This window comes from Clostridium polynesiense, from assembly GCF_000820705.1.
GTDB lineage: Bacteria > Bacillota > Clostridia > Clostridiales > Clostridiaceae > Clostridium_AA > Clostridium_AA polynesiense.
The window spans coordinates 14,932-30,083 of the sequence record NZ_CCXI01000115.1 but is presented as its reverse complement, the minus strand read 5'-3'; the positions used below and the strand labels follow the sequence as shown (position 1 = coordinate 30,083).

Below are 15,152 nucleotides of genomic sequence, written 5' to 3'. Positions count from 1 at the left end.
ATTTAGAAATATACATATATTACAGTTAATTTAATAAACATGCTTATAAATAACATAACTAAGAGGTTGTAATTGGAAAGCCTTAAAATGTTTTTCGGACAGCCTCTTTTTTACAAGGAAGTGATCGTTTGAAAAAGGGAAAAATAAATACTTTAAAGATAGCACCATATTTGTTTATTGCTCCGGCAATTATATATCTTTTAATAGTCACTGTAATTCCGGCAATTATGGCTCTTCCTATAAGCTTTACAAACTGGTCAGCTTTAAGCTCAAATATGAGTTTTGTAGGATTTGAAAATTATGCCAGGTTGCTTCAGGATGCTGAGTTTAAAAGATCATTAATAGTAATGTGTAAATTCTTTATATTCGTACCGCTAAATATGTTTTTTGGTCTTATGTTAGCTATGCTTTTAAATAATAAATTAAAAGGAATGACTATATTCAGGGTTATATTTTATTCTCCTGTAATTACATCAACCATTGCCGCAGCTATACTATTTGACTGGTTCTATCAGCCAAGCTTCGGGCTTTTTAACTCGATATTATCCTTTTTTGGATTAGAGGGGATAGGATGGATAAATGATTCCAGCACTGCTATAGCATCGGTAATGATATTTAAGGTATGGAAGGATGCCGGAGCGGCTATGCTTATTTATCTGGCAGGTCTTCAGGATGTAGCGGATGAGGTCAAAGAGGCTGCTTCAATTGATGGAGCCAATGCATGGCAAAAGTTTAGATATATCACACTGCCTCTTTTAAAACCGGCACATATTTATCTCCTTATCACCGGTATCATAGGTGTGTTTATGATATTCCAGGAAACTTATATGCTTCAGGGACCGCTTAACAGCACAAATACCGTGGTTAATTATATATATGATAAAGGTTTCATGAGTTCCGAAATGGGATATGCAAGTGCTATGTCCTTTGTATTATTCATTGCAGTTTTAATAATAACCATATTGCAATATAGAGTTTTAAAACTAGATTTATCATAAGGAGGAAAATATGAATAAGAAGAGATTGAAAAAGATTTTACTGATAATACTTCTTGTGGCCGCTTCCGCAGTAGTTGTTTTACCCTTTGTATGGATGATATTTTCCTCATTTAAGAAAATAGAAGAGTTTTATTTTATACCTCCTAGCCTATTGCCAAAGGAATTTACCCTGGACAATTTCAAAGAACTGTTTGAGAGAGGGAATTTTTCTGTTTATTATTTTAACAGCATAGTTGTTACAGTAGTACAGGTAGTCTTTAACATGATTATTGTTACTATGGCTGGATATGGATTTGCTAAATACAATTTCAGAGGCAAAAAGATATTGTTTATGTGTGTACTTGCAACTACCATGGTTCCTTGGGTTGCAACCATAATACCATTGTATATAATGGCACATAAAGCAAATGTAATAAACACGTATTTTGGATTAATTTTCCCAGGGATTGTAGATGCTTTCAGCATATTTTTAGCAAGAAATTTTATGGAAAGTATTCCTACGGCTTTAATCGAAGCTGCCAGAGTTGATGGAGCCAATGAATTTAAGATATTCAGAAGTCTCGTACTACCTCTTACAAAGCCTCTTATAGCAGTTATCACTATCAATAAGTTCATTTCCAGCTGGAATGCATTCCAATGGCCTTTACTGGTAGTAAGCGATGACAGGCTTAGAACTCTGCCTCTTGCCGTTGCTAAATTTTCAAGCCAGTACTACGACGCTTACAACTTAAAAATGGCTGCTGCTGCATTAGCGATTATTCCTGTACTTTTGGTGTATATAGCCTTCCAGAAATATTTCGTAGAAGGTATATCCCTATCAGGTATAAAGGGATAGATTATGGGGTTTTATATTAGAAATCACTAAGATTAAAGGAATAGCTTATGGGGGTATATTAGAAATCCTCAAGCTAAAAGGAATAGCTTATGGGATTTATATTGGAAATCACCAAGCAAAAAGAATAGATTATTAGATTTATATATTATAAATCCTCAAGCTAAAAGGAATGAATTAATGAATTTTATAATAGCAATCACCAAAAGCATTATAAATAATTAAGCTTAGTAATTATTCAGGAAAAGAGTGATTTAGGTGAAAATAGACTTACATGTCCATACTAATTTTTCTGATGGACAACCTACTTATATGGAAGTGATTGATAAAGCCAAAGAGTTAGGAATGGATTGTATTGCTATAACTGACCATTTTGATAATTATGATACTTCTCCAAACATCAGAAGGATTAGCGATGGGGAGCTTTTAGAGTTTTTTAAGAAAATTAAAAGCTATGCAGAATTTAAAGAGCAGAAAGTGCTCTGCGGTATTGAAACCTGCACAGATTTTAATGGGAATCTGAGGATAAGCGATGAGGTTTATAATGCCTCAGAAATATTGATTACCAGCGTTCATTATGTGGAATACTCCGGGGAATTGGTTAAAGGAGAGTATTTTAATGATGGATACTGGGAAGCTTTTAAAGAGAAAATTATAAACATGGCTTCAGGTAAAGGGGACGTTCAAGGACATCCTGAAGGATATCTCCCAATAAACCCTCTGATTAAACCGGGAACTACTACCTATGAAGAAAGGAAGGCTATAAGCTCAAAAATAGCCTCAAGGTATTTTCAAGATGACTTTCTGAAAGAACTTGCGGACAGCCTTATTAAAAGCGGTAAAGCTTATGAACTTCATGGAGCTACCTCTACCCCTAGGGAGAGTATAATAAAATTTATGGCTTCAAAAAATGTAACTTTCAGCATAGGCAGTGATGCTCATATTTTAGATTGGATAGGGAAAAATCAGCGGGCTGAAGAAATGTGTAATAAATATAATTGTAAGCTTGTTAAAGTTTAAAATAAAAATGTATCAAGGAGTGAATAAAATGATTAAGGTAGCTATTGTAGGATGTGGAACCATGGGCAGCACACATGCAAGGGGTTATTTAAATATTAAAAATGCAAAGGTTACAGCTGTATGCGATTTAAGGGAAGAAAAAGGAAAAGCTGCCGCAGAGCTTTTAGGAGCAAAATATTATAAGAGCTTTGATGAAATGCTTAAAGAGGATATTGATATGATTGACATATGCCTCCCTACCTATATGCACAAGGAGTTTTCTCTAAAAGCAATGGAAATGGGCAAACATGTATTTTGCGAGAAACCTATAGCCTTATCCGTTGAAGATGCAGAAGAAATCGTTAATAAAGCAAAGGAAAAGAATTTAAAGTTTTCAGTTGGACACGTAGTTAGATTTTTCCCTGCATATATGAAGGCTGTTGATGTTATAAAAGAAGGTAAAATTGGCACACCGAAGCTTATAAGAACTACAAGAAATGGAGCTTATCCGGGCTGGAGCTGGCAGAATTGGTATGCTGATTATAAATTAAGTGGAGGACCTTTACTGGATTTAATAATTCATGATATTGACTGGATAATAAATAACTTTGGGGATGTAGAAAGAGTATATGCCAAGAGTTTTAACGGAAAGGTGGAAAGGCAGGATCACTGTCTTGTTACCTTGAAGATGAAAAATGGCGCTATAGTGCATGTTGAAGGAAGCTGGGCATATCCTGACGGAGCTATTTTTGGTACTACTTTCGAAATTATAGGTACTAAGGGACAAATAGAAAGCGACAGCAGAAACAGTTCGCCGGTGAAAAAGTATACTAATAATGGAAGCTACAGTATATCCCTGGATACGCCGTTATTCCCAGAAGAGGAGCCATATACCGCTGAGATTCAGGAATTCATCAATGCAATAACAGAGGATAGACAACCTAAGATAACAGGAGAAGAAGCTATAAAAGCTATAAAGGTTTCATTAGCAGCAATTGAATCTTCAAAAACTGGAGAATCCGTAGAATTATAAGGAGGTAGGAAAGCAATGGATAAAATTAAAGTTGGAATTATTAGCTTTGAGCATATGCATGCATTAAGCTATACTAATTCACTTATGATGATGGAAAATGTCGAGGTTGTAGGTATTGCAGATGATAATGAATTTAGAGGTACAGAAATGGCTTCAAGATTCAATACAAAATATTATAGAGATTATAAGGATCTACTGAAAACAGATGTACAGGGTGTTGTAATATGTACAAGTAATAAATATCATGCAGTAACCGCTGTGGATGCTGCCAATGCAGGTAAACATATACTGGTGGAAAAGCCTTTTGCTACAAATTATGAAGATGCAAAGCTTATGCTGGAAGCAGCAAAAAGAAATAACGTAAAGCTTATGACCGCATTTCCAATGAGATTCAGCCAAGGGATAATCAGTGCTAAAGAAGCTGTAGACAGAGGAGATATCGGAGAAATATTGTGTATTACCGGCATAAATCACGGGAAAATACCAAGCGGCTGGTTCCTTAATAAGGAGCTTTCAGGAGGAGGTGCTATAATGGACCATACAGTTCATATAGCTGACCTGATGAGATGGTTTACCAATAGCAGTTACACCTCTGCGTATTGTGAAGGAGGAGAGCTTATTCACAATCAAGGTATAGATGACTGCGGTATTGTCACTGTAGAATTTGAGAATGGAGTTTTCGGAACTATAGACTGCAGCTGGGGACACCATAAGAATTATACTATTTGGCCTGAAGTTTATATGGAAATAATGGGGACTAAAGGCGTTATAGAAGTAGAAGCATTTAAACAAACAATAAGAGTTTTCGACAGTTCAAATAATGTGATTGAAGATGTTGAATGGGGAAGCGATGGAGATGCCGGACTTGTAAGAGAATTTGTAAGGGCTATAGAAACCGGAGATGATCCAAAAGTTACAGGATTAGACGGTGCAAGAGCCATGGAGGTTGCCATTGCAGCGTATAAATCCAGAGAAAGCCACCGCAAGGAAGCCATTGAGCATATTTAAATGGGGTTTGAAAATGAGTAAACGGAGTGCTAAGGCATGTGAGGCAGGATATTGAGCATATTTAAAAAAGTTTTGCAAAATGTCTCAAGTTGTGAATAAGGTAAATGAAATGAGATTAACAATATTACAATTAGCCTTATCAGCTACTCAAAAGGGAGGCTCAAGCAAGATAATAAGTCAAGGGAGAAGAAATTGATTATATTTAATATATTTTAGTTTAATTTAAGGCATATATACGTAAGAATTAGGAGCTGGTAATAATGATTAAAGCTGCGTTAATTGGATGTGGAAGAATATCTCCTCTTCACATCGTCTCTATAAAAAGAATAAAAGAAGCAGAGTTAGCAGCGGTATGTGATATAAAAGAGGAAAGAGCTGAAAATACAGCAAAGGAGCATAATTGTAAATATTATACTGATTATAAAGAGATGCTGTTAAAGGAAAGGCCGGATGTAGTACATATATGTACCCCTCATCATCTTCATCACGAAATGACAGTATTTGCAGCAGAGCTGGGGATTCATGTTATAACTGAAAAACCTATGTCTATAAGCTATGAGGAAGCTAAATCCATGGTTAAAAGCTGTAAATCTAATAATGTCACCTTATCTGTAATGTTTCAAAACAGATTCAATAGAGCAGTTAGATTTTTAAGAAAAGAAATGTTGAATGGTAATTTAGGAAAACCCTTAGCGGCAAGGGTAATAGTAACCTGGAACAGAAGCGATGAATATTATTCTCATAGCGGTTGGAAAGGAACTTGGGACAAAGAAGGCGGTGGAGTAGTTATCGATCAGGCTATTCACTCCTTAGACCTGGTTAGATATATAACTGGAAAAAAACCGTTAAAGGTAGAAGCTAATATCCTTAACAGAAGACACAACAGCATTGAGGTAGAGGATATGGCCGAAGGAGTTATAGAATGTGAAGATAATTTTACTGTAAGTTTCTATACCATGAACTACTTCACCTGCGATCTTCCAATTGATATAACTTTTCATTGTGAAAAAGGAATAGCAAGTATTCTAGGAGATGAAGGTATAATACTATATGAAGACGGACGAAGGACAAGCATTCCTTTATTGGAAGAGGACAAAATTGACTACGGAAACAATATCAAAAAATATTGGGGGTATTACCACTTTATTGAGATAAAGAACATATATGAAAACATACAAAATAACAGTTCTGTAGAAGTATCCGGTGAAGATGCATTAATTACTCAAGAACTGATAAATGCAATTTATCAATCAGGGAAAACAAAGGAAAAGGTAACTCTTACTTTGGGTAAATAGCAAAAAAATGTAACCACCCCTGGGGTGCTTCCAGAGAAAAGGAAGCACCCCAGGGGCGATTACATTTTATGTAAGCTGGCAATAATCATAATAAAAAGTATCAAAGAGGTGATTAAATGCCAACAAAAAGAAGAGTTTGGTTTCCAGGATGTATGTACCACATTACTGCCAGAGGCACGCATAAAGAACCCATATTTAAATCCTATTCTGATTTTTATATGTATTTAAGAATGCTGCAGGAATGCCTGGATTATTATGAAGAGCAGGAGTATGAGCTTTTAGGTTACTGCCTTATGAGCAATCATGTACATTTACTTATAAGATCGGGGAAAAGCCACATTGGAGATTTTATGAGAAAGCTTCATTCAATGTATGCTCTTTACTTTAATAATAAGTATGAGGTTTCAGGACATTTATATGAGGAGAGATATTTTTCAGAAGTTATTATGGACTCTGCTCAGCTTATGGAAGCGAGTAGGTATGTACATTTAAATCCTGTAAGGGCGAATATTGTTAATAATCCTCAGGATTATGAATTTTCTTCTTATAATATGTATATTGGAAAGGAGGAAGAGAATTTTATAAAAACTCAGATGATACTAGGTTTTTTTCCAGAAAAGCATAAAAGAAGGAAATATAGAAATTTTGTTGAGAAGGGTATAGAAGCATCATAAGTCTATCAGTATAAGGCAGAGTTCATTTCTTATTAAGAATGACTAATGAGTATAAAGCTTCATAGGTCTATAAAATATAATGGATTTTTCAGCCTGATTTATCTGTAATATAGAAGTTCTCACATTAGGACAACTAACGAAAAAAGTTTTGATAAATAATAAGTCGGGTATAAGCGATATAATATTTATAAATAGGTGGTAAGTATTGGATGCTCCCCTGGGGTGCTTACATTTTATGTAAGCGCTCCAGGGGTAGTAAAGCATCAAAGGAATGTTATAATATTTTTATAAAGTAATTAATTACAAAATAAATACATAATTGGAATGAGGGAGCATAGTGGAAGATAAGGATTTTACAGAGAATGGTTTTTATAAGATATCAAATTATATAATGTGGTTTATATTAAGCAATTTTTATTTTATCATTACTAACTTACCTTTATTAATAGTGGTGTTTATATTTCCGGCTTTAACCCCTGCATTACTGCAGATAGCTTTAAGCGTTGCTTTAATTTTTACTGCTCCTTCTGTGGCGGCACTGTTCAGCATCATGGGTAAATTGGTAAGAGAAAAGGATATAGATGTAACTAAAGATTTTTTTAAAGCTTATAAAACTAATTTTGGACAAGCAATGTTGATAGGGTTAGTACAGACACTTCTAATTAATATACTATACGTGGATATTATTTATTTTAATTCAAGGTCACTGCCAATAGTATCTTATTTGTTTTACTTTTTACTTATATATGTTATAGCATTGAGCACCTTCTTATATCCTATTATGGCTAGGTTTTATCTCAAAACTAAGGATTTGGTGATACTTTCTATAGTGTATTCAGTTAAAAAGCTGCACTTTACCATAGCAAATATTATATTAATGGTGGCGGTTGGATTTTTATTATTAAATGTTTCATCTTTTGTTATGTTCTTTGCATTTTCAGCTTATACCTTTGTAATTATACATTGGCAGAATAAGGTCTTAGAAGATATAGAAGAAAAGATAAAAATTGAAAAATAAAATATTCTAAGGAGTGTTGTAGTAATCATGCAGCATAAATATAATGATAAGAATGTAGAAAATCAAAAATCAGAGGAATTAACATCATCTCACAATCATCATGCTTTTACAGAAAATAAAGTTATTACTAAGAAGCACCATCCAAGAATAGTGGCCTTTGGAGACAGTCTTACCTTTGGGTATGGAATTGAGAAGGAAGAAGATAAGTGGACAAGCATTATAGCTAAAGAGCTAAATTGTGAAGTAATCAATTCAGGAGTTAGTGGACATACCTCATCTCAGGGTCTTGAAAGGATTAAGAAGGATGTATTGGAGAAAAATCCTGATTATGTCATTATAAATTTCGGGATGAATGACCATTTTATGTATGACTATGGTAAGGCTAGAGTTCCTATATCTGATTATGAAAATAATATTATTACCATTATTGATAGGGTAAGAAAACATGGGGCAGTTCCAGTGCTTGTAATTCCTCATGTATTTATAGAAGGAAATCCAGGGGATGGAAATACCTCAGGAGCTGACTATTATTATAGTAGACATCCGGAAAAATATTATAGAAGCATAGGGGGAGCAGTTAATCAGTTAAATAAATATTGCGAGGCGGCTAAAAAAATTGCTGATGAATATCAGGTGCCTTTAGTAGATATAAATTCCATAAGCAAAAGTATGGATTTGAATACTATTTTAATTACCTTAGAAAACTCTTCCGAGGATGACGGAGTGCACATAAATGAAAAAGGTGCCAGGCTTTATGCAGATAAAATAATAGAAGTTTTTAAACAACTTATTTAATAATAAATCCCAGAAAAAGTAACTACCCCTGGGGTGCTTCCTTTAAAAGGAAGCACCCCAGGGGTAGTTACTTTTATTTACAGACTCACTATTGAGCTGTAAATTCAGGCCAATGCAGTTCTACACCTTGCTTCTCCAATATTCTTTGGAAAGCAGTAAGGTGCTTATCAGTATTTCTCAATTCCTTAGGCGAAATGTTATTATCAATACAATATGCTGCTGCATATCCTGCTGCTTCGCCTATATTCCACTCTACAGGATGAAGCCTGTAGCAGCCGTTTGTTATATGGGTAGTTCCGATGTTTTTGCAGGCTGCTAAAAGGTTTTTGGTCCTTACAGGAATCAAGCTGCCCAGAGGAATTTGAAAGGGCATAGAGGATATATCTACATAGTTTCTGTTCCCTGTGCTTGGGTGAAGATCTATCCTGTAAGAGCCTATGCCAATTGTGTCCTTAAATTCTTCTGCAGGTTTTCCTTTTCTCATTTCGGCTCCTACATGCTGCTCCAATATTGTAAACTCTGCTTTTATTCTCCTGGATTCTCTTATATAAGGCTGCATAGCTAGTCCATCCTCAGTACCAACAACATCAGGTCTAAGTCTTAACCCTGGATATCCAGCTTTTCCGTCAGCCCTTGGGGCTTCAGTCTGCATCCAATATAAAAGGGAAAGACTCACTTGCCTTGCACCTTCTAAATGCCTTTTTGCTTCTTCTTCGCTGACATCAAATATAGGTCCAAGCCAATAATCGTTTTGAGGCCAGTTAACTAAAGTGATACTGCTTTGAAAGGTTCCTGGAAGAAAGTTATTTTTATCTATTATCTGTCTGTAAGTCCAAAGAGAAGTCTTATCTTCATAAGGAAATAACACAGTATCTCTAACAGCTAAGGTTGCAGGCTGAAGTATTTCCCAGCTTAAGTGCTTTATTGGCCAAAAATCTGCTTGGTAGTTTTTCCAAAAATCGTAATCCTTAGGTTTTTCTATGGTATGGTCTTCCCCTTCTATATAATCCATAGCAAAACACCAGGTAACAGCCTGCATATCCAGAGGATCTGCCTTTCCAGGAAGTGCATGGAGTTCTCCTGTTTCCGCTGAAGATTCAGAACCAGTTACGTATTCTGTACCAGAAAGAGGAAGCAAATCTCCGCATTCTGTTGCATCTAAAAAGTATGGAGCTGTTAATATATATTCATTTCCATTGTTAAGATTTCTAACGCTCACTGAGATTATTCTGTCATCGGAGGTTTCTGCTGAAGTAAGCTTATGTCTTGTTAATATGGTAAGCCTTCCTGAGTGAATATAAGGAGCAAGCATATCATTAATTACTGCTAATGCCGCTCTAGGTTCGTGACATAGCTTGCCCACCCAGCCGTTGCCTGGATTTAGATTTATGCTGGATCTGGCTTTTTCTGTTACCGGAAAATTATCTTTATAATAATTTCTGATACCATTTCTTAGTTTTCTATAGCTTGCTGTGCAGCCGAACTGTTCTATCCAAGGGTGTTCATCCGGTGGAACCGCTTGATTAGTGAGCTGTCCTCCTATCCAATAGGTATCTTCGGTAAGTATAACTTTTTTTCCCGCACCTGCGGAAGCTAATGCTGCTGCTACTCCTCCAAGGCTTCCCCCTAGAATCACAACGTCAGCATTTAGTTCTTTTTTCATGTATATAACCTCCTGTGGTTTTAAGCAGGATTGTCTGCTTGAGAATTAGTTTAGGGTTTAATAAAAAACAATCATATAATTTAGTATTTTAATTATCAAAAAATCCGCAATTCCATATAAAATTTAGAGTTTAAACTATACAAAATTTGCAGAGTACAGTGAAAGTAAGTCATTGTATTCTAAACTGGTAATGGAATATCTTCATAAATTTTTAAAGCTTTAAGAGTTATATAACAGGCTCCTAATAATCCAGCATCATTCTGAAGTTTAGCTGGAACTATCATAGTATTTTCAGCATAGGAAGCCATGGCAGAAGACTTAAATCTTTTGTTAAGTTCAAGAAAAAAATCTTCTCCTTGAGCAGAAATTCCTCCTCCTATTACTATTAAGCCCGGATCCAATATATGAGCTATACTTGCTAGTCCATTAGCTATATGATCCATAAATTCATCATATATCCTGCAGGCTAGGGTTTCCCCGGATTTTACTCTGAGCATAATTTCTTCTCCTGTAATAGTAGGAATTTCAATGCCTTCATTATGAGAATTTTCAAGATACATCCTAATAAATGCAGAGGTAGAAGCATACCTTTCATAACATCCTATACATCCGCAGTTACAGCTTTGTCCTTTTTCATTTAATATCATGTGGCCGAGTTCTCCGGCTCCGTTATTTACTCCTTTATAAAGCTTATTGTTAATTACTATGGCACCACCTACTCCTGTACCAAGTGTCATACATACGAAGGTGTCTTTATTAACAGCGGCTCCTTTCCACATTTCACCCAGGGCTGCTGCATTAACATCGTTTTCAACAAAAGTTTTAATGCCAAGCTCTTTATATATTACTTCAGACAGCTTAGCTCCAGCGTATCCTGGAAGATTGTCAGTAGCAGTTATAATTTCGCCTTTAATATTGTCAACTACTCCTGCGGTGCTTATTCCTATTCCCTGCAGTAAGTAATCCTTCATAAGCTCTTTAGTTTTTATGATTATACATTCCGGAACCGCATTTTTGCAATCATTTACAGGAGAGGGGAATTTATTTTTAGTTAAAATGTCTCCCTGAGAATTAATTACTGCGTATTTAATAAAAGTACCGCCTACATCGAAACATGCTATGTTTTTCAAGTTACTCCTCCTATCACCTTTAAATATTTTTGCTGATGCTTTTTTTGTCAGGTTAGTACATCTGATTCTTTTGCATACTGTTGCATTTGCGCAATGTTATAGCTAATTCTAATATACCCTTCAAAAATTTTTATGTACATAAGACTAAATTAATATTTTCTGCACTATTGTAATTAATATACCTTTACATATTACAAATTACTTAAAATTAATTTATGATTTAAAATTACAAGGAAAATATTTAAATTTTAGAATATAGACGCAGTAAAGCCTAAGGGAATAAAGGCTTGAAAAATAAAGGAGGAGCATTACGGTGTTTAGAATTGGGATAATAGGTTCTGACAATAGTCATGCCGAAGTATTCTCAAAGCTTATAAATTTAAGAGAAGAAGGCAGCGGAGAATTTTTGTACCCTGACTGCAAGGTGGTCTCCATTTTTGGATTAGATGAACAGAGAACAAGAGAAGTAGCAAAAAATGCAGATATTCCATTCATCCTTAAAAATCCAGAAGATATGATAAATAAGGTGGATGGAGTAATGGTGGTATTTCGCCATGGAGATCTGCATAAAGAATATGCCCTTCCTTTTATTAAAGCTGGAATACCTACATGGATAGACAAGCCGTTTACCATAGGAGTTAGGGATGCGGAAGAGATATTACTTTATGCAGAAAAATACAATACTTTGGTTACAGGCGGTTCAACCTGTAAATATGCTTGCGATGTGATTAGTGCCAAGAAGAATGTGGAAAGTGGAAACTTAGGAAGAATAAAAACCGGTACTATAAATTTTACTGCAAATCTTGAAAGTGAATATGGCGGTATATATTTTTACGGAGTCCACCTTTTAGAAATGGCTTTAGAAATATTCGGCTATGGAGTAAAGTTCGTTACTGCCAGCAAGTCATCGCAATGTGTCACGGCAGTTTTAAAATATGAAGAATACCAAATAACCCTTAATTTTATAGAAGGACTTTTAAACTACCACTTAAATATAATTGGAGATAAAAGAAGTATTTATAAGGAATTTAATATATCTAAGGTGTACCATCTAGGTTTGGATAGGTTCATACATATGCTGCGTACGGGAGAACAACCATTCCCGCTGAGTAATATATACTCAGCAGTGAAGATATTTAATGCCATAGTTAATTCTTATGAGCAGAGAAGAACTATTGAGATTCTGTAAAAAAATGTAACTACCCCAGGGGTGCTTCCTTTTGCTGGAAGCTCCCCTGGGGTAGTTACATTAAATACCAAAACTAAACACAGCAAATTTAGAACAAAAACTCAGTGAATTAGGTTAAATTAATTTTCGAGAATATGTAATATACTCATGGTGAAGCTGTAGGAGAAATAATTCTAACACTTAAATAAAAAAGTTAAATATAAGAGTTAATAAAGCACTTAAGTAAAAGGATTAAATAAATAAGAAATTCATTAGGATATAATTAGAGGAGATTTTTTCAACAGCAACTAATCTGATATGATGATCTGCCGATTTGCCATGCTGGCTTGACATAATTGTCTGCCATGCTGCTCTTCTATATAAAAAACGACATTTAGGCAGCAAGAATCAGTAAAATAATTAGAAATTGGATGGTGAAGTTCTTGAATAAAAGGATTGCTGTAATTACCAACAATAGAAGTGATATGCTGGAGATTCTAAGCAGGAATTCCATAGAGCTTGTGATTTTTAAACCTGGTGAAATTTATATTGATAGTTTTAAAGAATTTTACAGCCTGTGTATTTTGGGAGGTACAGAAGAAGAGCCTATTATGTTACAGGCGAGAGAGCGTATGCTAGTAGAGGAAGCAGTAAAACAGGGTAAAAAGGTATTTACAGAATATTGTGGAAGCGTTTCAGGAGTGTATTACGAAAATCCTTCTGTAACCAGATATGAAAGGCTTGTCTTCACTTACGATGATTCACTGATTGAAGGAATATGTCAGGGAGATATTTTAGATGATCAATGCGGAATGAGAATCAGACCTCATGAGGAATTTTGCTCTCATTCTACTCCTATACTTCAATACGTAAATGTTCATGCTCATAAAAATTGAAGGACTTAAGCGGTATCACTGAAAAAATAAGTGATAGAGCTTTATGGATGGAAAAGGACAACCTTATGATATGCAGCTTTAGACTTGCAAATTTCGTAAGGGCAAGATATTCTCCAAAAAATAAAATGAGAAGCCTTGTAAAATATATTTTAGAATGGGTTAGCGATGAAGAAATAAATACAGATACAGTTAAAGATTATTATGAAATAAAAGGATTGAATAAGTTTAGCAGAATTTCAGAGGAGGAATTTGCTTCAGAGCTTAAAGAATCTGCAAAAACTTCACTGCAGTGGTTTAAAAACTCAGGAATAATTATAAACCAAGGAAGAGACGGAGTTTATGAAGGTTTCGGCACGGAGGTTTATCCAGATGGAAGTCAGAGATTTGCAAAGCTTATAAGAGCAGACTGCGCAGGAGAGATTTCCTTAACTTATTTTTTAGATTATATGCTGAATGACAATGAAAATAGCCTTGAAATTTCAGATAATCTCTCTTCTTTTATTTTTGATTATATGCAGGAAAAGGACAAAAATGAATTTTACGGCATGATAAGGTGGACTCAGCAGGCATGGGAAACCTGCTATCAGGACGATGTGGCAAGAGCTTTAAACTCTCATTTATTAAAATGCTTATATACAGGGAGAAATGATTATATTGAAGAATGCAAAGCAGCTCTGGATTTCCTCATAAAAACCACAGGTACTGATGGTACAAGGGTTATGAGGACAGACAACAGAGAATTAACTGAAGAAAAAATAAATGAGTTGCACAATCAGCCGGGAAATCTTAAGAGTGCTCATTACAATGCATACTATCATGCCTCATTGCTTTTAGCTTATAAGCTTACAGGAATTGAAAAATATAAGGATATATCTGTAAAAGGGCTTACAGAAATTATGAAGGTTTATCCTGAAACTGTAAGGGAGCAGAGCCAAACCCAGGAATACTGCAGACTAATACTTCCTTTAAGCTGGCTTTACTGGATAACTAAAGAGGACATTCACAAGGAGTGGTTGTATAAGGTTTCTAAGGACCTTCAGCAGCTTAAGCATAAAACAGGGGCTTACTTAGAGTGGGATGAAGGATATAAGGCCACCATGAGAAACACAAAGGGTGATGGTGAATGCTCATTATTAGCGGAAAACGGAGATACTGTGGTGGATTTACTCTATTCCAATAACTGGCTACCTATAGGGTTTATGCAGGCTTATTTAGTTACAGGAGATGAATACTTTAAAAGCTTATGGCAGGAGAATATTAAATTTATTCTAGGGATTCAAATAATCAGTGACGATCCTAGAATAAATGGAGTCTGGGGCAGAGGTTTCGACGTAGAGTACATGGAATACTTCGGGTCACCGGCGGATATAGGATGGGGACCTTGGGCTATAGAGTCAGGATGGACTGTTGCAGAAATTCTCTCAGGAATATTTATGGGAATACTTCAGGATAAGTTAAAGCCATTTTATGATTAACTTATGAATTATCCTAGAATATTCATGTATGGTTGAAGGATAAGCAAAGCATTTTTATAATTGAAATGCCAATAATATTATTAAATGATGATTGACAAGTAAAGGGTTTTATAATTAACCAATAAATTTTGGTTGATGAATAAATATGCTTTTATCCATATCAGAAAG

General features: G+C 35.0%; 14 protein-coding genes. 12 read left to right on the top strand and 2 right to left on the bottom strand.

The genetic code is table 11. From position 1 onward, the window contains the following. The first annotated feature begins 128 nt into the window (after positions 1 to 128). The 9 genes from TA89_RS11055 (at position 129) to TA89_RS17740 (ending at position 8,652) form a co-directional block, all read left to right on the top strand. Positions 129 to 998 (top strand): carbohydrate ABC transporter permease, encoded by an 870-nt coding sequence (locus TA89_RS11055; RefSeq protein WP_040213393.1) that lies wholly within the window; start codon positions 129 to 131, stop codon positions 996 to 998. A 10-nt stretch (positions 999 to 1,008) separates the two neighbouring features. Next, positions 1,009 to 1,833: a carbohydrate ABC transporter permease gene (locus tag TA89_RS11050; protein WP_040213392.1), complete on the top strand. Its 825-nt coding sequence runs from the start codon at positions 1,009 to 1,011 to the stop codon at positions 1,831 to 1,833. 255 nt (positions 1,834 to 2,088) lie between these two features. Then, on the top strand, positions 2,089 to 2,850 hold the full coding sequence (locus tag TA89_RS11045) for a PHP domain-containing protein (protein ID WP_040213390.1): 762 nt from the start codon (positions 2,089 to 2,091) through the stop codon (positions 2,848 to 2,850). A gap of 28 nt (positions 2,851 to 2,878) precedes the next feature. After that, entirely contained in the window at positions 2,879 to 3,862 is a 984-nt protein-coding gene (locus TA89_RS11040) for a Gfo/Idh/MocA family protein (RefSeq protein ID WP_040213389.1), read from the top strand. Positions 3,863 to 3,877: 15 nt separating this feature from the next. Further along, complete coding sequence (locus TA89_RS11035) at positions 3,878 to 4,870, top strand: Gfo/Idh/MocA family protein (RefSeq protein ID WP_052447452.1); 993 nt, start codon at positions 3,878 to 3,880, stop codon at positions 4,868 to 4,870. Positions 4,871 to 5,130: 260 nt separating this feature from the next. Beyond that, complete coding sequence (locus tag TA89_RS11030; protein ID WP_040213388.1) at positions 5,131 to 6,165, top strand: Gfo/Idh/MocA family protein; 1,035 nt, start codon at positions 5,131 to 5,133, stop codon at positions 6,163 to 6,165. 116 nt (positions 6,166 to 6,281) lie between these two features. Then, a complete protein-coding gene (locus TA89_RS11025) occupies positions 6,282 to 6,839 on the top strand; it encodes a transposase (protein ID WP_040213386.1) in 558 nt (185 codons plus the stop codon). A gap of 337 nt (positions 6,840 to 7,176) precedes the next feature. Next, complete coding sequence (locus TA89_RS11020; protein WP_040213385.1) at positions 7,177 to 7,857, top strand: YesL family protein; 681 nt, start codon at positions 7,177 to 7,179, stop codon at positions 7,855 to 7,857. Positions 7,858 to 7,884: 27 nt separating this feature from the next. Then, the gene (locus TA89_RS17740; protein ID WP_052447451.1) at positions 7,885 to 8,652 is read left to right on the top strand and encodes an SGNH/GDSL hydrolase family protein; all 768 of its coding nucleotides are present in this window, start codon (positions 7,885 to 7,887) and stop codon (positions 8,650 to 8,652) included. 88 nt (positions 8,653 to 8,740) lie between these two features. On the opposite strand, the gene TA89_RS11010 is transcribed toward TA89_RS17740, so the two are convergent. Beyond that, positions 8,741 to 10,315: an FAD-dependent oxidoreductase gene (locus tag TA89_RS11010; protein WP_040213383.1), complete on the bottom strand. Its 1,575-nt coding sequence runs from the start codon at positions 10,313 to 10,315 to the stop codon at positions 8,741 to 8,743. Positions 10,316 to 10,494: 179 nt separating this feature from the next. Continuing rightward, a complete protein-coding gene (locus TA89_RS11005; protein ID WP_040213382.1) occupies positions 10,495 to 11,445 on the bottom strand; it encodes an ROK family protein in 951 nt (316 codons plus the stop codon). Positions 11,446 to 11,758: 313 nt separating this feature from the next. Here TA89_RS11005 and TA89_RS11000 point away from each other — a divergent pair, with 313 nt between their 5' ends. From TA89_RS11000 to TA89_RS10990, 3 genes are all read left to right on the top strand, one after another. Then, positions 11,759 to 12,634 carry a Gfo/Idh/MocA family protein gene (locus tag TA89_RS11000; protein WP_052447450.1) on the top strand — a complete coding sequence of 292 codons (876 nt, stop codon included), beginning with the start codon at positions 11,759 to 11,761 and terminating at the stop codon, positions 12,632 to 12,634. Positions 12,635 to 13,044: 410 nt separating this feature from the next. Then, positions 13,045 to 13,509: a hypothetical protein gene (locus TA89_RS10995; RefSeq protein WP_147590120.1), complete on the top strand. Its 465-nt coding sequence runs from the start codon at positions 13,045 to 13,047 to the stop codon at positions 13,507 to 13,509. Beyond that, positions 13,506 to 14,984: a hypothetical protein gene (locus TA89_RS10990; protein WP_147590119.1), complete on the top strand. Its 1,479-nt coding sequence runs from the start codon at positions 13,506 to 13,508 to the stop codon at positions 14,982 to 14,984. Before TA89_RS10995 ends, TA89_RS10990 begins: the two co-directional genes overlap by 4 nt. The last annotated feature ends 168 nt before the right edge of the window (positions 14,985 to 15,152 follow it).